The sequence below is a fragment of the Streptacidiphilus pinicola genome, assembly GCF_003258295.1.
Classification (GTDB): domain Bacteria; phylum Actinomycetota; class Actinomycetes; order Streptomycetales; family Streptomycetaceae; genus Streptacidiphilus; species Streptacidiphilus pinicola.
On sequence record NZ_QKYN01000034.1, the window covers coordinates 38,964 to 56,924 of the forward strand.

The following is a 17,961-nucleotide window of genomic DNA, read 5'->3' on the forward strand; positions in this document are numbered from 1 at the left end:
GCCCTCGGTATGTGGTACGTCTGACGAGGTCCAGACGTTCCGGTCGTGGACCGTCGCGCTTTACACTGACAGCTGACGGAGGCTGGCACTCGAATGTCCAGAGTGCCAGAGCCGAGGTAGGGACAGGATCAAGGTCCGGCTGGAGGTGCGTGCCCGTGCGTGAGGAGCGTCAGCTCGACGACCGCAAGCTCGCGGTGCTGCGCGCCATCGTGCAGGACTACGTCGGCACCGAGGAGCCGGTCGGCTCGAAGGCCCTGGTCGAACGGCACAACCTGGGCGTCTCCTCGGCGACCGTGCGCAACGACATGGCCGTGCTCGAGGACGAGGGGTTCATCCACCAGCCGCACACCAGTGCCGGGCGGGTCCCCACGGACAAGGGCTACCGCCTCTTCGTGGACCGGTTGACCGAGGTCAAGCCGCTGTCGGTGGCCGAGCGTCGCGCCATCACCAACTTCCTGGACCAGTCCGTCGACCTCGACGACGTGGTGGCCCGCACGGTCCGGCTGCTCGCGCAGCTGACCCGTCAGGTCGCCGTCGTCCAGTACCCGTCGCTGACCCGGTCCACGGTCCGGCACGTCGAGCTGGTCGCGCTGAGCCCGACGCGGGTGATGCTGGTGCTGATCACCGACACCGGCCGGGTCGAGCAGCGCCTGGTCGACTGCCCGGCGCCGGTCGGCGAGGCGACCCTCGGCGAGCTGCGCAGCCGCCTCAACGCGGGCGCCGGAGGCCGCCGCTTCGCGGAGGTGCCGCGTCTGTTGCAGGACCTGCCCGAAAGTTTCACACCCCAGGACCGCCCCGCCGTCTCGACCGTGCTGTCCACGCTGTTCGAGGCCCTGGTGGAGCAGACCGAGGAGCGCGTCGTTCTCGGCGGCACCGCCAACCTGACCCGGTTCCCGCACGACTTCCCGCTCACCATCGCCCCCGTGCTGGAGGCGCTGGAGGAACAGGTTGTGCTGCTGCGACTACTGGGTGAGACCGCGGACCCCGGCGTGATGGTCAGAATCGGTCACGAGAACGCCTACGAGGGCCTCAATTCCACCTCGGTGGTCTCGGTGGGCTACGGTTCGGGCGACGAGACCGTCGCCAAACTCGGCGTGGTCGGCCCGACTCGCATGGACTACCCGGGAACCATGGCCGCCGTCCGGGCGGTTGCCCGGTACGTGGGCCAGATCCTGGCAGCGTCCTAGGCGGCAGCGACGACGCGACGACCGACGCAGCAGGGACCGACCACACCGGCCCGACGACCGGCACGAGCCTCAGACGGAAACTAGCGGAGCATTTTGGTGGCCACGGACTACTACGCGGTACTCGGCGTCCGACGGGACGCGAGTCAGGACGAGATCAAGAAGGCTTTCCGCCGTCTGGCGCGCGAGCTGCACCCTGACGTCAACCCGGACCCGAAGACGCAGGAGCGGTTCAAGGAGATCAACGCCGCGTACGAGGTCCTCTCCGACCCGAACAAGCGGCAGGTCTACGACCTCGGCGGCGACCCGCTGTCCGCGACGGGCGCGGGAGCCGGCGCGGGCGGCTTCGGCCAGGGCGCGGGCTTCGGCTTCAGCGACATCATGGACGCCTTCTTCGGCGCGTCCGGCGGTCAGCGCGGCCCGCGTTCACGGACCCGCCGGGGCCAGGACGCCATGATCCGGATCGACATCGATCTGGAGGAGGCGGCCTTCGGCACGACCAAGGACATCCAGGTCGACACCGCGGTCCGCTGCAACACCTGCAACGGTGAGGGCGCGGCCCCGGGCACCTCGGCCCAGACCTGCGACATGTGCCGCGGCCGCGGCGAGATCTCCCAGGTGACCCGCTCGTTCCTGGGCCAGGTCATGACCTCGCGGCCGTGTCCGCAGTGTCAGGGCTTCGGCACGGTCGTCCCGACGCCCTGCCCCGAGTGCGCGGGCGACGGTCGCGTGCGCGCGCGCCGGACGCTGACGGTCAAGATCCCGGCGGGTGTCGACACCGGCACGCGCATCCAGCTCGCCGGCGAGGGCGAGATCGGCCCGGGCGGCGGCCAGGCGGGCGACCTCTACGTCGAGATCTCGGAGAACCCGCACGCGATCTTCCAGCGTCGGGGCGACGACCTGCACTGCACGGTGACCCTGCCGATGACGGCGGCGTCGCTCGGCACGAAGGTTCCGTTGGAGACGCTGGACGGTATGGCGGAGATCGACATCCGCCCTGGGACCCAGTCGGGCCAGTCCATCCCCCTGCACGGGCGCGGCATCACGCACCTGCGGGGCGGCGGCCGAGGTGACCTGATCGTCCACGTCGAGGTCCTGACGCCCAGCAAGCTGGACGCGGAACAGGAGAACCTGCTCCGGCAGCTGGCCAAGCTGCGCGGCGAGGAGCGCCCGTCCGGGCAGTTCGCGCCCGGGCAGCAGGGGCTGTTCTCGCGCCTCAAGGACGCGTTCAACGGGCGTTAGCCACTGAGGGGCGCGGGGAACTGCGCGACAAGCCACTGATGGGGTGGGTCGCCGCACGCGCAGGGCCATCCGCATAGGGTGGTTCTCGCGCAGTTCCCCGCGCCCCTGACATGTGCCCTTCCGAAGGTAGAGCAAGCAAGTGACCGCTCCGGTGTTTCTCATCCCCCCTGACCGAATCGTGACCGCGCGGGTCGGGGCCGTGGTGCGGCTGGACGGCGCCGAGGGGCGGCACGCCGTCTCCGTGAAGCGGATGAACCCCGGTGAGGAGGTCGTGCTCACCGACGGTGAGGGGGCCGGGCTGCGCGGGGCCGTCGCCGCCGTCGAGGGGAAGGACGTCCTCGACGTCACCGTCGCCGAGCTGCTCTCCGAGCCTGAGCCGGACGTCCGCATCGTCGTGGTGCAGGCGCTGCCGAAGGGTGACCGCGGGGAGCTCGCGGTGGAGTTGATGACCGAGGTCGGGGTGGACGAGATCGTGCCCTGGCAGGCGTCCCGCTGCATCACGCAGTGGAAGGGCGAGCGCGGCGAGAAGGCCCTCGGGAAGTGGCGCGCGACAGCGCGCGAGGCGGGGAAGCAGTCGCGCCGGCTGCGGTTCCCCGTCGTGCACGGGGCGATGAGCACCCGTCAGGTCGCGACGCTGCTCGCCTCGGCCACCCTCCCGGGCGTCCTGCACGAGGAGGGCGCGGCCCGGCTCGCCTCCGCCGACCTGCCCTCGTCCGGCTCCGTCGTCCTGGTCGTCGGCCCGGAGGGCGGGGTCTCCCCGGACGAGATGGACACCTTCACCACCGCCGGCGCCGGCGCCTACCTTCTCGGCCCCTCGGTCCTGCGCACCTCCACCGCCGGCATCGCCGCCGCCTCGCTGCTGCTCGGCCGTAGCGGCCGCTGGAACTGAGTTCGGTCTGGTTCGCTCACGGAAAAAGATCTCGTATCCCGGACGTCCGCTGGGTAGCGTGCGCCCGTGACAGAGACCCAGGCGCAGACCCAGAAGCAGACACCCGACAGCGACGGCTACTTCCGGTACCCCGACATCCACGGCGACCTCGTCGCCTTCGTGGCCGAGGACGACGTGTGGGTCGCCCCCGTCGCCGGGGGGCGGGCGTGGCGGGTGAGTGCGGATCAGGTGCCGGTGAGCAGGCCGAGGTTCTCACCGGACGGCACCCTGCTGGCGTGGGCGTCGACGCGGGACGGCGCGCCCGAGGTGCATGTCGCGCCGGTCGAGGGCGGGCCCGCGCGGCGGTTGACGTACTGGGGGAACGCCAACACCACCGTGCTGGGCTGGACCGCCGACGGCGAGGTGCTCGCCGCGAGCGCGCAGGGTCGCCGGTCCCGGGCGCATGTGTGGGCGCACGCCGTCCCGCTGGACGGCGGGCCCGCCCGCACGCTGCCCTACGGGCGGCTCAGCGGGCTCGCCCTGCAGCAGGACGGGGACGGCGTGCTGCTGGCCTCCGCCACCGCCGGGCGCGAGGCCGCGCACTGGAAGCGCTACCGCGGCGGCACGGCGAGCAAGCTCTGGATCGGCAGCGAGGACGGCGAGTTCGCCCGCCTCCACGCCGAGCTGGACGGACAGCTCGACTCCCCGATGTGGCTGGGCGAGCGCGTCGCCTTCCTCTCCGACCACGACGGCGTCGCCCGCCTCTGGTCCAGCCTCCCGGACGGCTCCGACCTGCGGACCCACGGCGGGCACGACTTCTACGCCCGCAACGCCGCCACCGACGGCCACCGCGTCGTCTACCACGCGGGCGGCGACCTGTGGTTGGTCGACTCGCTCGACGAGGGTGTCGCGCCGCGCCCGCTGGACGTACGGCTCGGCGGACCGCGCAGCGGGCGGCAGCCGCATCCGGTCGCCGCGGGGGCGCACCTGGGCGAGGTCGCCGTCGACGCGGACGGACGGTCCAGCGTGGTCGAGGTACGCGGCACCCTGCACCGGGTGACCCATCGCGACGGCCCGGTCCGCGCGCTGGCCGCGACGCCGGGCGTGCGGCACCGCCTGCCGGTCGCGCTGCCTGACGGTGCGTCGGCGTGGGTGACGGACGCCGAGGGCGAGGACGCGCTGGAGTTCTCCGACGGCCGCCGCGTGCTCGCCGGCCGCCTCGGCCGGGTCGAGGAGCTGGCGGCCTCGCCCGACGGCCGCCTGCTGGCGGTCGCCGACCGCACCGGCCGGGTGCTGCTGATCGAGACAGCCGACACCGCGGACGCGCCGCGGGAGCTGGACCGCAGCGAGTACGGCGCCGCCGGCGGGCTCGTCTTCTCGCCCGACTCGCGGTGGCTCGCCTGGTCGCACCAGGTGTTCTGCGAGGGGATGCTGACGCAGATCCGGCTCGCCGACACCGGGACCGGCCAGATCGTCGAGGCGACGCCGCGGCGCTTCCGCGACTGGTCGCCCGCGTTCACGCAGGACGGCCGCCACCTGGCGTTCCTCTCCGCGCGCGACTTCGACCCGGTCTACGACGAGCACGTCTTCGACCTGTCCTTCCCCGCCGCCTCCCGGCCCTACCTGCTGACCCTCACCGCCGAGGCGCTCTCGCCGTTCGGCCCGCTGCTGGAGGGCCGCCCGGTCGGCCGCGCGGGCGACGCGAAGCCCGCCGGGGACGAGGCCGAGCCGACCCCGGCGACCGAGGTGGAGCTCGCGGGCCTGGAGGCCCGCGTGCTGGCCTTCCCCGTCCCCGCCGGACGCTACGGCAGCCTGCACGCCGTCAAGGGCGGCGTCGCCTGGCTGCGCCACCCGCTCGTCGGCAACCTGGGCAACGGCCGCGCCACCCCGGAGACCCAGCCGGAGCGCAGCGCGCTGGAGCACTACGACCTGACCGCGCGTCGGCTCACCGTGCTCGTCGACGCGCTCGACGACTACGCGGTCTCCGGCGACGGCAGCCGCGTCGTGGTCCGCGACGGCCGTACGCTGACGGTGCTGCCCGCCGACAGCCGCGTCGACAAGGACGACCGGGACTCCCGCGTCGAGGTGGACCTCTCCCGGGTCCGGGTGACCGTCGAACCCGCCGCCGAGTGGCGGCAGATGTTCGACGAGACCGCCCGCCTGATGCGTGACAACTTCTGGCGCGCCGACCTGGGAGGCATGGACTGGGACGGCGTCCAGGCCCGCTACCGGCCGCTGGTCGAGCGCCTGGGCAGTCACGGCGACCTCGTCGACCTGCTCTGGGAGCTCCAGGGCGAGCCCGGCACCTCCCACGCCTACGTCACCCCGCGGGCGTCCGGCCCGGAGGCGGCCCGCCGTCAGGGCTTCCTCGGCGCGGACCTGGCCCGCGACGAGCAGGGCCTCTGGCGGATCACCGCCGTGCTGCCCGGTGAGTCCTCCGACCCGCAAGCCCGCTCGCCGCTGGCCGCGCCGGGCGTCGCGGTCCGCGCCGGCGACGCGCTGGTGGCCGTGGACGGCCGCCCCGTCGAGGCCCTCACCGGCCCCGCGCCGCTGCTGGTCGGCACGGCCGGCAAGCCCGTCGAGCTGACCGTCGCCCCGGCGGACGGCGGCGCGGAGCGCACCGTCGTCGTGGTGCCGCTGGCCGACGAGTCGTCACTGCGCTACCACGTGTGGGTCGCCGACCGCCGGGCCCACGTCCACGCGGCGTCCGGCGGCCGCCTCGGCTACCTGCACGTCCCGGACATGGTCAGCAACGGCTGGGCGCAGCTCCACCGCGATCTGCGCACCGAGGTGCTGAACGAGGGCCTGGTCGTCGACGTCCGCGAGAACCGCGGCGGGCACACCTCGCAGCTGGTCATCGAGAAGCTGAACCGCCGCGTCATCGGCTGGGACCTGGAGCGGGACTCCGTCCCGATGAGCTACCCCATGGACGCCCCGCGCGGCCCGCTGGTCGCCGTCACGGACGAGTTCGCCGGCTCCGACGGCGACATCGTCGGCGGCGCGTTCCAGGCCCTGCGCCTCGGCCCCGTGGTCGGCGCGCGCAGCTGGGGCGGCGTGATCGGCATCGACATGCGGTACAGCCTCGTCGACGGCACCGCGGTCACCCAACCGCGCTATGCCACCTGGATGGAGGGCTACGGCTGGGGCCTGGAGAACCACGGCGTGGACCCGGACGTCCCCGTCCCCTGCACCCCGGCCGACTGGGTGGCCGGCCGCGACCCCCAACTCGACGAGGCGATCAGGCTGGCCCTCGCCGCGCTGGCCACCACCCCGGCCGCGACCCCGCCCTCGCTCCCGGAGCTGTAGTTCCCCGCACCCCTGATGGCTGAGGCCATCGGTACCATTCCGTACGAGAACCCCGATGTAGGAGCGTGTGATGGCCGGCGAGGCCCAGGTGGACTGCGTGTTCTGCAAGATCGTGGCCGGGGAGATCCCCTCCACCAAGGTGCGTGAGACCGAGCACACGCTCGCGTTCCGCGACATCAACCCGCAGATGCCCACGCATGTGCTCGTCGTGCCGAAGGCGCACTACCCGAACGCCGCCGCGCTCGCCGAAGCGGACCCGCGGCTCGCGGGGGCCGTGCTCGCGGAGGCGGGGCGGGTGGCGGAGGAGGAGAAGGTCGTCGACAGCGGCTACCGGCTGATCTTCAACACCGGCGCCGGCGCCGGGCAGACGGTGTTCCACGCCCACGTGCACGTGCTCGGCGGCGGGAACGGCGAGCTGCACGAGAAGCTGGTCTGACGGCGGTGTCGGCGCGCGAGCTGGTCGTGCTGGGCACGGCCAGCCAGGTTCCCACCAGGCATCGCAACCACAACGGCTATCTGCTGCGGTGGGACGGCGAGGGCCTGCTCTTCGACCCGGGTGAGGGCACCCAGCGGCAGATGCTGCACGCCGGGGTGAGCGCGCACGACATCACCCGGATCTGCGTCACGCACTTCCACGGGGACCATTGCCTCGGCCTGCCGGGGGTGATCCAACGGATCAACCTCGACAAGGTGCCGTATCCGGTGCCCGTGCACTACCCGGCCTCGGGCGAGCCGTTCTTCGAGCGGCTGCGGCACGCCAGCGCGTTCTACGAGCAGGTGGAGCTGCGGCCCGAGCCGGTCTCCGGCGAGGGCGGTCCGCTCAAGGCCACCGGGAACGAGAGGTCTCCGTTCACGCTGGAGGCCGCGCGCCTGTCGCACCCGGTCGAGTCCTACGGCTACCGCCTGGTCGAGCCGGACGGCCGGCGGATCCTGCCGGAGAAGCTGCGCGCGCTCGGCATCACCGGCCCGGACGTGGGCCGGCTGCAGCGCGAGGGACGCCTCGGGGACGTCACCCTGAGCGACGTCAGTGAGACGCGGCGCGGCCAGCGGGCCGCGTTCATCATGGACACCCGGCTGTGCGAGGGCGTCCACGCGCTCGCCGAGGGGGCGGACCTGCTGGTCATCGAGGCCACCTTCCTCGACGCGGACGCGCACCTCGCGGAGGAGCACGGGCATCTCACCGCCGCGCAGGCCGCCCGGGTCGCAGCGCAGGCGGGCGTGCGTACCCTCGTGCTGACGCATTTCTCGCAGCGTTATCCCGACCTCGGAGGGCATCTCGACGAGGCCGAGCGCCACTTCGACGGCGAGATCGTGGTCGCGGCCGACCTGATGCGCATCCCGGTCCCGTTGCGGGGATAGCGGGCAGCGAAATGAACAGCGGAATAAAAGACTGGCGAATCCCTGCTGACCGGCGCAGCATCGTTGTCCCCGGCCGTATCGTCCGTCGTACCCTTTTCTTGGATCCAGACGGACACGACAGAGAAATGGGATGAGGCAGGCCTCAGCGCCGACCTATGACTTCTCAAACGCAGACCCAGTCGCCCCAGTCGCAGACCCAAGCGCGCATCGTCATCCCGGAGAAGCACCCGATGGTGACGGTGCTCGGTACCGGGGACTCACTCCTCCGCGTGATCGAGAACGCCTTCCCCTCCGTCGACATCCACGCCCGCGGCAACGAGGTCACCGCGACCGGTGACCCCCGCGAGACCGCGCTGGTGCAGCGTGTGTTCGACGAGATGATGCTGGTGCTCCGGACCGGTCAGCCGCTGACCGAGGACACCGTGGAGCGCTCGATCGCGATGCTGCGCAAGGCTGCCGAGGATCCGAACAGCCCGGAGGCGCACGAGAGCCCCTCGTCCGTCTTCACCGCGAACATCCTCTCCAACCGCGGCCGCTCGATCCGTCCCAAGACGCTGAACCAGCAGACCTACGTGGACGCGATCGACCGCCACACCATCGTCTTCGGCATCGGCCCGGCCGGTACCGGCAAGACGTACCTGGCCATGGCCAAGGCCGTGCAGGCGCTGCAGGCCAAGCAGGTCAACCGGATCATCCTGACCCGTCCGGCCGTCGAGGCCGGCGAGCGGCTCGGCTTCCTGCCCGGCACGCTCTACGAGAAGATCGACCCGTACCTGCGCCCGCTCTACGACGCGCTGCACGACATGATCGACCCGGACTCGATCCCGCGCCTGATGGTCGCCGGGACGATCGAGGTGGCGCCGCTCGCCTACATGCGCGGCCGCACCCTCAACGACGCGTTCATCATCCTCGACGAGGCGCAGAACACCAGCGCCGAGCAGATGAAGATGTTCCTGACCCGGCTCGGCTTCAACTCCAAGATCGTGGTCACCGGCGACATCACGCAGATCGACCTGCCCGGCGGCACGGTCAGCGGCCTGCGCGTGGTCCAGGACATCCTGGACGGGGTGGAGGACATCCACTTCTCCCGGCTGACCAGCGCGGACGTGGTCCGGCACAAGCTGGTGGGCCGGATCGTCGACGCCTACAGCCGCTACGACGCGAACCCCGCGCCGAAGCCGAACTCCCACCGCAACTGAGCGACAGAACCAACCGACCAGGAAGCCGAGAACCGCACTCGCCATGGCGATCGACATCAACAACGAATCCGGTACGGACGTCGACGAGGAGGCGCTCCTCGACGTCGCGCGCTTCGCGCTGGACCGGATGCGCATCCACCCGCTCTCCGAGCTCTCCGTCATCGTCGTGGACGAGGAGGCCATGGCGGCGCTGCACGTGCAGTGGATGGACGAGCCCGGCCCCACGGATGTGATGTCGTTCCCGATGGACGAGCTGCGTCCCGGCAAGGAGGACGAGGAGCCCCCGCAGGGCCTCCTCGGCGACATCGTGCTGTGCCCCGAGGTCGCGGCCAAGCAGGGCGCGGCCAACGGCCATTCCATGGACGCCGAGCTGCAGTTGCTCACCGTCCACGGCGTGCTGCACGTCCTCGGCTACGACCACGAGGACCCGGAGGAGGAGCGCGAGATGTTCGGGCTGCAGAAGCGCATCCTGGACGACTGGCGCGCCGCCCGCGGCGAGACCGGTCCGTCGCCGGCCCCCACCACCCGCTGAGCGAGCAGAAGAAGAAAACGCCACCGAGATGAGCGGCAGTAGTACCAGCTTCAGCACCTCCTTCCTGATCGGGGCGGTGCTGCTCGTCATCTGCGCGTGGCTCGCCGCCTGCGCCGAGGCGGGGATCTCGCGGGTCTCCCGCTTCCGCGCCGAGGAGGCCGCGCGCAACGGCCGCCGCGGCGGGGAGCGTCTGCTGACCCTCGCCAACGACCCGACGCGCTACCTCAACCTGGCGACGCTGATCCGTGTCACCTGCGAGATGGCGGCGACGGTCCTGGTCACCGTCGTGTGCGTGCGCTTCTTCCCGCACACCTGGCAGGCGGTGCTGGTCGCCATCGCCGCGATGGTGCTGGTCTCCTTCGTCGCGGTCGGCGTCTCGCCGCGCACGATCGGGCGTCAGCACCCGCTGAACTCCGCGACGGCCGCCTCCTACGTGCTGCTGCCGCTGGCCAGGGTCATGGGCCCGGTGCCGCGCCTGCTGATCCTGCTCGGCAACGCGCTCACCCCGGGCAAGGGCTTCCGCGAGGGCCCCTTCGCCTCCGAGGCGGAGCTGCGCGCCCTGGTGGACCTGGCCGAGAAGGACGACCTGATCGAGGACGACGAGCGCCGCATGGTGCACTCCGTCTTCGAGCTCGGCGACACCATCGTCCGCGAGGTGATGGTGCCGCGCACCGACCTGGTGATGATCGAGCGCGGCAAGTCGGTGCGGCAGACCCTCACGCTGGCGCTGCGCTCCGGCTTCTCCCGGATCCCGGTGGTCGGCGAGAACGAGGACGACGTCGTCGGTATCGCGTACCTGAAGGACCTGGTCCGGCGCACCCACGCCAACCGCGACGCCGAGTCCGAGCCGGTCGGCTCGGTGATGCGCCCGGCCACCTTCGTCCCCGACAGCAAACCGGCGGCCGACCTGCTGCGGGAGATGCAGCGGGACCGGATCCACGTCGCCGTCGTCATCGACGAGTACGGCGGCACGGCCGGGCTGGTGACGATCGAGGACATCCTGGAGGAGATCGTCGGCGAGATCACCGACGAGTACGACCGGGAGACCCCCGCCGTCGAGCCGCTGCCGGACGGCTCCTACCGGATCACCGCCCGGCTCCCGGTGGAGGAGCTCGGCGATCTCTTCGGCCTGGAGCTCGAGGACGAGGACGTCGAGACCGTCGGCGGCCTGCTGGCCAAGGCCCTCGGCCGCGTCCCGATCCCCGGCTCCGACGCCGTGGTGCCGCTGCCGGACGACGAGGACCTGCCGATCGCCGCGATCCGCCTCACCGCGGAGAGCACGGCGGGCCGCCGCAACCGGATCGGGACGCTGCTGGCGTCCCCGGTCCCGCGCGTCAGCGCCGCCGCTCCGCGCGAGGCGGAGGAGCCGCGCGCGGAGTCGGCGTGACCCTTCCTCGGCTCAGGGGTGCATCCGCGCACCCTTGATCACCTTGTCGACGGCGTTGCGCGCGCCGTACACGGCCAGTCCGACGATGTCGAGGTCGTCGCCGCGCACGGCGCGGACGGCGGCGCGGTTGTGGGCGTCGTTGCCGGTGGCGAACAGGTCCGAGGTGAAGACCGCGCGCGGCAGCGAGCGGGCGAGGGCCTTGGCGTGGGCGGCGGTGAGCGTCTCCTTGGAGCCCTCGAAGACCAGCACGGGCTGCCGGAACATCCGCAGGTAGGCGTTGCCGTCCGCGTCCTCGTACGGCTCGCCGACGACCTCCGGCGCCTCCGTGCCGAGGCCGCTGACGAGGAACGCCGTGACGTTGAGGCGCTGCCAGGTCTGCAGGTCCTCGCGGAGCAGCACGGCGATCTTGGTGTCGAAGCGGACGGGGGCGGTGGTCTGGTCATCGCTCATGGAGTGAGACTGCCGCGTCAGGCGCGGCACGGTCTTGTACGTTCTTTGCATGGCCACGGGTGAGTCGGTCTCCGCGTGGCGTCCGCAGGTCCCGGGCGTCACCGAGGTCTTCCACGCCCACTTCACCGAGCACGCCTACCCGATGCACGTCCACGACGTCTGGACGCTGCTCATCGTCGACTCCGGCGCGGTCCGCTACGACCTCAACCGCCACGCCTGCGGCACGCTGCACGAGACCGTCTCGCTGCTGCCCCCGCACGTCCCCCACAACGGCTCTCCGGCCACGCCCGAGGGTTTCCGCAAGCGCGTCCTCTACCTGGACGCGACCGTCCTGGACCCGGCGCTGATCGGCTCCGCGGCGGACACCCCCGACCTCGCCGACCCGCTGCTGCGCATGCGCGTCGGCCAACTCCACGGAGTGCTGGCACACCGAGGGGAGGAGCTGGAGGCGGAGAGCCGCCTCGCCTTCGTCGTCGAGCGCCTGCGCGCCCACCTGCGGTCACGCGCGCGGAGCGAGGGCCTCCGGCCCGGCCTGGCACAGGAGTTGCGGGACCTTCTCGACGCCCGCCTCCTCCAGGGCGTCACCCTCAACGAGGCGGCCGAGCTGTTGCACGCCCACCCGGCGCACCTGGTGCGGGCGTTCACCGGTGCGTTCGGCATCGCCCCGCACCAGTACCTGACGTCCCGTCGGGTGGAACGGGCCCGCTCGCTGCTGCTGGACGGCTGCGCGCCCGCCGAGGCGGCCACCTCGGCGGGCTTCTACGATCAGGCGCACTTGGGAAGGCACTTCAAGCGCGTGATCGGAGTCTCTCCCGGACGGTTCAGCTGCAACACCTCAGGGGCGCGCCCCTGACGGCTGTCGCCGTCGAGCAGCAGCCCCGAGTCCGACCGCGACCGTCACGGCGAGCACCGTCACGGCCACCGCGTCCGCCGCCAGGCCCAGCTTCACGCCGGACAGTACGTCCGCCCGGGTCGAGGCCAGCGCGGCGAGCAGCGGGATGCCCACGGTGATCCCGACCTGCTGGGTGGTCGTGGTGAGGCCGGTGGCCTGGCCCTGCTCGTCGTTGGGGAGGCCGGAGGTCGCGGTGACGTTGTAGGCGACCATCGCCGCCATGTGGCCGATGCCGGCCAGCGAGATGACCACCAGGAAGAGCCACGTCCCGCCCGTGCCCGCCCCGACGGCCAGCAGGCCGAACGTCAGGACTGCCTGCAGCAGCAGGCCGCCGGCGAGGACCTTCGCGGAGCCGACGCGGGCGACCCAGCGGGGGGCGAGCGCGCCGGTGACCGCGCAGGAGACGCCGAGGGCGCCGAAGACGAGGCCGGTCAGTACGGGGGAGAGGTGGTTGACCTGCTGGAGGTAGAGCGTGCCGAGGAAGACCGCCGCGGTCATCGTCGCGATGGTGGTGAGGCCGCCGAGATTGCCGAAGGCCACCGTGGGGCGGCGCAGGATCCGCAGCGACACGAGCGGCTCGGCGGTGCGGGCCTCGATCGCGACGAAGGCGACCAGCAGGACCGCCGCGGTGGCGAGGGTGACGATCACGGAGGCGTCGCCGAAACCGTGCTGCGCGGCCGTGGAGAGGGCGTAGATCAGCGAGAGCAGGCCGCCGGTGACGGCGATCGCGCCGGGGATGTCCATCCGGGGACGGACCTCGTTGCGGGACTCCGGCAGCAGCCGCGGCGCGGCGACCAGCACCGCGGCGCCCATGACGACGTTGAGGGCCATGGTGGAGCGCCAGGTCAGCAGTTGGGTGAGGACGCCGCCGAGGACCATGCCGCAGGTGAAGCCGACGGCCATCAGGCTGCCCATGATGCCCAGGGCGCGGTCGCGCTGCGGGCCCTCGCGGAACGTGGTGGTCAGCAGCGCCATGCCGGCGGGCACGATGGCGGCCGCGCCGAGGCCCTGCAGGGCGCGCCCGGCGAGGAAGCTCGCGGGGGACCAGGCCAGGGTGGCGAGCACGGACGAGGCCGTGAACAGCGTCAGCCCGCCGAGGAAGACCCGCTTGCGGCCCACCGCGTCGGCGACCCGGCCGAACAGCAGCAGGAACCCGCCGGAGGGGAGCGCGAACGCGGTCATGCCCCACTGCAGGTTGGCCTGCGACAGGTGCAGCGACCGGCCGAGCGACGGCAGCGCGATGTTGAGGATGGAGAAGTCGAGGGCCACCGCGAACTGGGCGGCACAGAGGACGAAGAGGACCAGCTTGGCCCGTAGCGACAGTCGTTCGCCGCTCTCGGGGTCGGCCGGCAGCCCGGTGGTGGTGGTCGTGGAGCGGAGGTCCGCTGGGGTGTCGATCGCCATGACCATCATGGTTCTGCGGATCAACACCCCGTGGAGAGAGGCCGCTTATCCTGTTGGTGCCACCACCAGGCAGGCGACGGGCCGCTACTGGCCCATGACGTACCTGACCGTCGGGCCGGCGGCCGCGATCTCGGCGGGCTCGCCGACGCGGCCCATCGGGGTGTTGGGGTAGTTGCCCTCGCCCTGCCGGATGCCGGTGGCGGCTGTCATCGGGGTGTAGGTCATGCCCGGGTGCACGGAGTTGACGCGGATGCGTTCGGTGCCGAGCTCGACAGCGCCGATCTTGCTGAGGCCGCGGACGCCCCACTTGGACGCGCCGTAGCCGGCGGTCAGGGCGAGGCCCATCAGGCCGGCCGCGGAGGAGATGTTGACGATCGAGCCCGCCGACCGCGCGCATGGCCGGGATCGCGGTCTTCATGCCGATGAAGACGCCGGTCAGGTTGACGTCGAGGACGCGGCGGAGGTGCGCGACGGACTCGTCGGCGAGGAAGCCGCCGGTGGCGATGCCGGCGTTGTTCACCAGGCCGTGCAGACCGCCGAAGGTCTCCTGGGCGTAGCCGACGGCCTCGGCCCACTCCCGCTCGGAGGTGACGTCGCGGCGACGGAACCGGGCGCGCTCGCCGAGCTCCGCGGCGGTCGCGGCACCGTCCTCGTCGAGCACGTCGGTGAGGACGACGTTGGCTCCGGCGGCGACGGCCTGACGGGCCGTCTCGGCGCCGAGGCCGCGGGCGCCGCCGGTGACGAGGACGGTCTTTCCGGTGAGGTCGGTCATGACGAACTGCTCCTTCAGGGTCAGGAGGTGGGGTCAGGAGGTGGGGGTGGGTGCCGTCAGCATCGCGCGGAGACGGCCGCCAGATCGGCCAGGAAGGCCGCGTTGCCGGGACGGGGACCGAGCTGCCCCAGCCGCTGCCCACGCCGGTCCGCCTGGAGCGGATCGATCTCGCGCTCAGCCTGATCGGCACCGCACTGGCCGTTGCCATAAGCCGCCCCGGAGGCGCTTCGTTAGTCTGGAGCCACACCACAAGGCAGGGGAGACTGTGGACGTTCGTACGAATACCGCCGAGGTCCGACGCCGTGCCGACCTGCGTGAGTTCCTGATGAGCCGACGCGCCCGGGTCAGCCCCGGCGACGCCGGGCTGCCCGACGGCGGCGCGCGGCGCCGGACGCCGGGCCTGCGCCGCGAGGAGGTGGCGGTGCTCGCCGGGGTGGGCGTCAGCTGGTACCAGTGGCTGGAGCAGGGCCGCGACATCACCGTCTCCGGCCAGGTGCTCGACTCCGTCTCGCGGGTGCTGAAGCTGGACGAGCCGGAGCGGCGTCACCTCTACGTGCTGGCCGGCCTCAATCCGCCGCTGCTCGCCGTCCCGCCGGTGCAGGCCCCGGTGAGCGAGTCGATCCAGCGGCTCATCGACTCGTGGATGCCGCTCCCGGCCAACGTGATCGACCGCTACTGGAACAACGTCGCCTACAACACCGCCGCCACGGCCGTCTTCGACTTCGACGAGCGCTGCAGCAACTGCCTCTTCTCCTTCTTCCACAACACCCTCTACCGTGACCGCCACGTCGGTTGGGACCACGACGCGTCGCTGGTCGTGGCCGAGTACCGGGCCGCGGCGGCGGAGTTCCCCGGCGACGAGGGCTTCGCGGCGATCGTGGACGAGCTGAGCGCCACCAGCGAGCTCTTCGCCGAGCTCTGGGCCCGCGGCGACGTCCGGCCGCCCGGCACCCGGCCCAAGCACGTCGAGCACCCGCTCGTGGGCGAGCTGCGGTTCGAGAGCACGCAGCTGCGCATCCCGGACCGCCCCGACCTGACCGTCGTCCTGCACAACGCCGCGCCGGGCACGGACACCATGCGCAAGCTGGAGTGGCTCGCCTCCCCGGAGGGCCGCCGCTCCACGTTCCGTCCCATCGCCGGCTGATCCGTGCGCGCCGCAGCGTGCTGCGGCCGATCCGTGCAGGGGCGAGCGCGCGGGAGGGGCCGGGATGAGCATGGGAGCGTTCCCGCTCACCGCCCCCTCCGAGGAGACGCCGATGTCGCCCACTCTTGCCGAGTCCGCTGTGGAGTTGTTGCCGGAGTTGGTCGCGTTGCGGCGGTCGATTCACGAGGAGCCGGAGATCGGTCTGGAGTTGCCGTTGACGCAGGCCAAGGTGGTGGCGGCGTTGGAGGGGCTGGGGTTGGAGGTCTCGCTCGGTGAGAAGTTGAGCAGTGTGACGGCGGTGTTGCGGGGTGGGCGTCCTGGGCCTGCGGTGTTGTTGCGTGGTGATATGGACGCGTTGCCGGTGCAGGAGACGAGTGGGTTGCCGTTCGCGTCGCGGATCGCGGGGGCGATGCATGCGTGTGGGCATGATCTGCATGTGGCGGGGTTGGTGGGTGCGGCGCGGTTGCTGGCGGAGCGTCGGGAGGAGCTGGCCGGGTCGGTCGTGTTCATGTTCCAGCCCGGCGAGGAGGGCTGCGGCGGCGCCCAACTGATGGTCGACGAGGGCGTCCTGGAGGCCGCCGGTACGAAGGCCGTCGCCGCCTACGCCCTGCACGTCGCCGCCGCGCTGCTGCCGGCCGGCTGGGTCGCCTCCCGTCCCGGTCCGGTGATGGCCGCCTCCGACACCCTGCAGGTCACCTTCCGCGGCCGCGGCGGCCACGGCTCCATGCCGCACGCCGCGCTCGACCCGCTGCCCGCCGCGTGCGAGGCGGTCACCGCGCTGCAGACCATGGTCACCCGGCGCTTCGACGCCTTCGACCCGGTGGTCGTCACCGTCGGCACCTTCCACGCGGGCAGCGTGGAGAACGTCATCGCGGAGACCGCCACCTTCGGGGCGACCATCCGTTCCTTCTCCGTCGAGGCCCGGGAGAAGGTCGCGCAGGAGGCGCTCCGCGTCGTCCGCGGGATCGGCGAGGCGCACGGCCTCACCGTGGAGGCGGAGATCGTCGGCGGCTACCCCGTGACGGTCAACGACCCGGTCGAGTCCGCGTACGCCGCGGGCGTCGTCACCGAGGTCCTGGGAGCGGGCCGCTACGTCGAGATGCCGCACGCCGTGGCCGGCTCCGAGGACTTCGGCGTGCTCGACAAGCTCGTCCCCTCCGCGTACCTGATGCTCGGCGCGACCCCGCCGGACCGCGACCCCTCCACCGCGCCGTACAACCACGCGCCCGAGGCCGCCTTCGAGGACTCGGTCCTGGGCGACGCCGCAGCGCTGCTCGCGGGCCTCGCCCTCGCCCGCTTGGCCAGGGCCTAGGGCCTAGTCCTCCAGGCGGACGGCGCGGCGGATGGTGACGTCACCGAGCTTGGTGCCGGCGCGCAGCTCGACCCTGTCGACCGGCTCATCGGCCTCGGGGGCGGCGGCGGCGCCGAGCTCGTTGTAGACGCGGCCGACCCCGGTGCTCAGCTCCAGCCACGCCGCGGTGCCCTCGCGGACGCCGACCTCGACGCTGCCGTTCTTGGAGGTCGCGGAGACCTTGCCGCGGACGACCTCGCCGATCCGGACCACGCCGTTGGAGCTGGCGGCGGTGATGTCGGAGAGGGCACGGTCGACGGTGACGGCTCCGTTGGAGCACTTGACCGTCGCCGGCCCGGTGATGGCACCGATGTGCACCTTGCCGTTGTCGTTGGAGACGTCGGCGGTGCCGTCCAGCGTGCCCAGCTGGATGTCGCCGGAGCCGCTGTGCACCTGCGTCGGGCCGCTGACGCTCGTGACGGAGATCTGGCCGACGCCGCCGCGGACGTTGAGCGGGCCGGTCTCGGTGAGCCGGACGCAGCCGAGTCCGGTCTTGAGCTGGACGGTGCCCAGCGCGCCGTCGGCGTGGAAGTCGCCGAGGTCGGCCTCGCCGCGCACCTCGGAGTCGGTGGGCAGCGCGATCACCACGTCGATGGACTCCGGTCGCTTGCTGCTCCATTCGACGAAGCGCTTCAGCGGCTTCCTGGAGACGATGTTGAGCGTGCGCGTGGTCTCGTCGTACTCGACGCGGGTGTTCTCGACGGCCTTGGCGTCGGCGGGCTTGCCCGGGTCGCTCGGCTTGATCTCGACGACCGTGTCGGTCCGGTCGGAGACGGAGAAGCGGACGTCGGCGACGTAGAGGTCGAGCACGACGGAGATCGGCGACGGGGTGGCGAACTTCGACTCGGACATCTCGGGTTCCTTAGGCAGG

15 protein-coding genes and 1 pseudogene are annotated in these 17,961 nt (G+C 72.1%); 12 read left to right on the top strand and 4 right to left on the bottom strand.

Translation table 11 applies throughout. The features are described from left to right. Nucleotides 1-155 precede the first annotated feature (155 nt). The 9 genes from hrcA to DN069_RS08545 all read left to right on the top strand — a co-directional run bounded on the left by hrcA (nt 156) and on the right by DN069_RS08545 (nt 11,077). Nucleotides 156-1,187 (top strand): heat-inducible transcriptional repressor HrcA, encoded by a 1,032-nt coding sequence (hrcA, locus tag DN069_RS08505; protein WP_111500243.1) that lies wholly within the window; start codon nt 156-158, stop codon nt 1,185-1,187. A 96-nt stretch (nt 1,188-1,283) separates the two neighbouring features. Beyond that, nucleotides 1,284-2,426, top strand: coding sequence for a molecular chaperone DnaJ (gene dnaJ / locus DN069_RS08510; RefSeq protein ID WP_111500244.1), 1,143 nt, complete (start codon nt 1,284-1,286; stop codon nt 2,424-2,426). Between the two features lie 139 nt (nt 2,427-2,565). Next, nucleotides 2,566-3,315, top strand: a complete 750-nt coding sequence (locus tag DN069_RS08515; protein WP_111500245.1) for a 16S rRNA (uracil(1498)-N(3))-methyltransferase — start codon at nt 2,566-2,568, stop codon at nt 3,313-3,315. A gap of 66 nt (nt 3,316-3,381) precedes the next feature. Further along, nucleotides 3,382-6,600 (top strand): S41 family peptidase, encoded by a 3,219-nt coding sequence (locus DN069_RS08520; protein ID WP_111500246.1) that lies wholly within the window; start codon nt 3,382-3,384, stop codon nt 6,598-6,600. A gap of 70 nt (nt 6,601-6,670) precedes the next feature. Further along, nucleotides 6,671-7,036 (top strand): histidine triad nucleotide-binding protein, encoded by a 366-nt coding sequence (locus tag DN069_RS08525; RefSeq protein ID WP_111500247.1) that lies wholly within the window; start codon nt 6,671-6,673, stop codon nt 7,034-7,036. Nucleotides 7,037-7,041: 5 nt separating this feature from the next. Beyond that, nucleotides 7,042-7,959: a ribonuclease Z gene (locus DN069_RS08530; protein WP_111500248.1), complete on the top strand. Its 918-nt coding sequence runs from the start codon at nt 7,042-7,044 to the stop codon at nt 7,957-7,959. Between the two features lie 155 nt (nt 7,960-8,114). Further along, nucleotides 8,115-9,158: a PhoH family protein gene (locus DN069_RS08535; protein ID WP_111500249.1), complete on the top strand. Its 1,044-nt coding sequence runs from the start codon at nt 8,115-8,117 to the stop codon at nt 9,156-9,158. Nucleotides 9,159-9,201: 43 nt separating this feature from the next. Continuing rightward, the gene (ybeY, locus tag DN069_RS08540) at nt 9,202-9,690 is read left to right on the top strand and encodes an rRNA maturation RNase YbeY (protein WP_042367920.1); all 489 of its coding nucleotides are present in this window, start codon (nt 9,202-9,204) and stop codon (nt 9,688-9,690) included. A 28-nt stretch (nt 9,691-9,718) separates the two neighbouring features. Further along, nucleotides 9,719-11,077, top strand: coding sequence for a hemolysin family protein (locus DN069_RS08545; RefSeq protein ID WP_111500250.1), 1,359 nt, complete (start codon nt 9,719-9,721; stop codon nt 11,075-11,077). Between the two features lie 12 nt (nt 11,078-11,089). Here DN069_RS08545 and DN069_RS08550 read toward each other — a convergent pair whose 3' ends face one another. Continuing rightward, entirely contained in the window at nt 11,090-11,527 is a 438-nt protein-coding gene (locus DN069_RS08550) for a DUF2000 domain-containing protein (protein WP_111500251.1), read from the bottom strand. Between the two features lie 49 nt (nt 11,528-11,576). On the opposite strand from DN069_RS08550, the gene DN069_RS08555 reads away from it, so the two are divergent. Further along, nucleotides 11,577-12,380, top strand: a complete 804-nt coding sequence (locus DN069_RS08555; RefSeq protein WP_111500252.1) for a helix-turn-helix transcriptional regulator — start codon at nt 11,577-11,579, stop codon at nt 12,378-12,380. Here the strand turns inward: DN069_RS08555 and DN069_RS08560 are convergent. Further along, nucleotides 12,363-13,823: an MFS transporter gene (locus tag DN069_RS08560; protein ID WP_111500292.1), complete on the bottom strand. Its 1,461-nt coding sequence runs from the start codon at nt 13,821-13,823 to the stop codon at nt 12,363-12,365. The genes DN069_RS08555 and DN069_RS08560 overlap by 18 nt on opposite strands. Before the next feature lie 84 nt (nt 13,824-13,907). Next, a pseudogene (locus DN069_RS08565) lies at nt 13,908-14,595 on the bottom strand (SDR family NAD(P)-dependent oxidoreductase). Between the two features lie 325 nt (nt 14,596-14,920). Here DN069_RS08565 and DN069_RS08570 point away from each other — a divergent pair. Together DN069_RS08570 and DN069_RS08575 are read left to right on the top strand one after the other, a co-directional pair. Beyond that, nucleotides 14,921-15,739, top strand: a complete 819-nt coding sequence (locus DN069_RS08570) for a helix-turn-helix transcriptional regulator (protein ID WP_111500253.1) — start codon at nt 14,921-14,923, stop codon at nt 15,737-15,739. Between the two features lie 112 nt (nt 15,740-15,851). Then, nucleotides 15,852-17,051, top strand: coding sequence for a M20 metallopeptidase family protein (locus tag DN069_RS08575; protein ID WP_111500293.1), 1,200 nt, complete (start codon nt 15,852-15,854; stop codon nt 17,049-17,051). A 3-nt stretch (nt 17,052-17,054) separates the two neighbouring features. Here DN069_RS08575 and DN069_RS08580 read toward each other — a convergent pair whose 3' ends face one another. Further along, nucleotides 17,055-17,942 carry a DUF4097 family beta strand repeat-containing protein gene (locus DN069_RS08580; protein WP_111500254.1) on the bottom strand — a complete coding sequence of 296 codons (888 nt, stop codon included), beginning with the start codon at nt 17,940-17,942 and terminating at the stop codon, nt 17,055-17,057. Nucleotides 17,943-17,961: the final 19 nt, after the last annotated feature.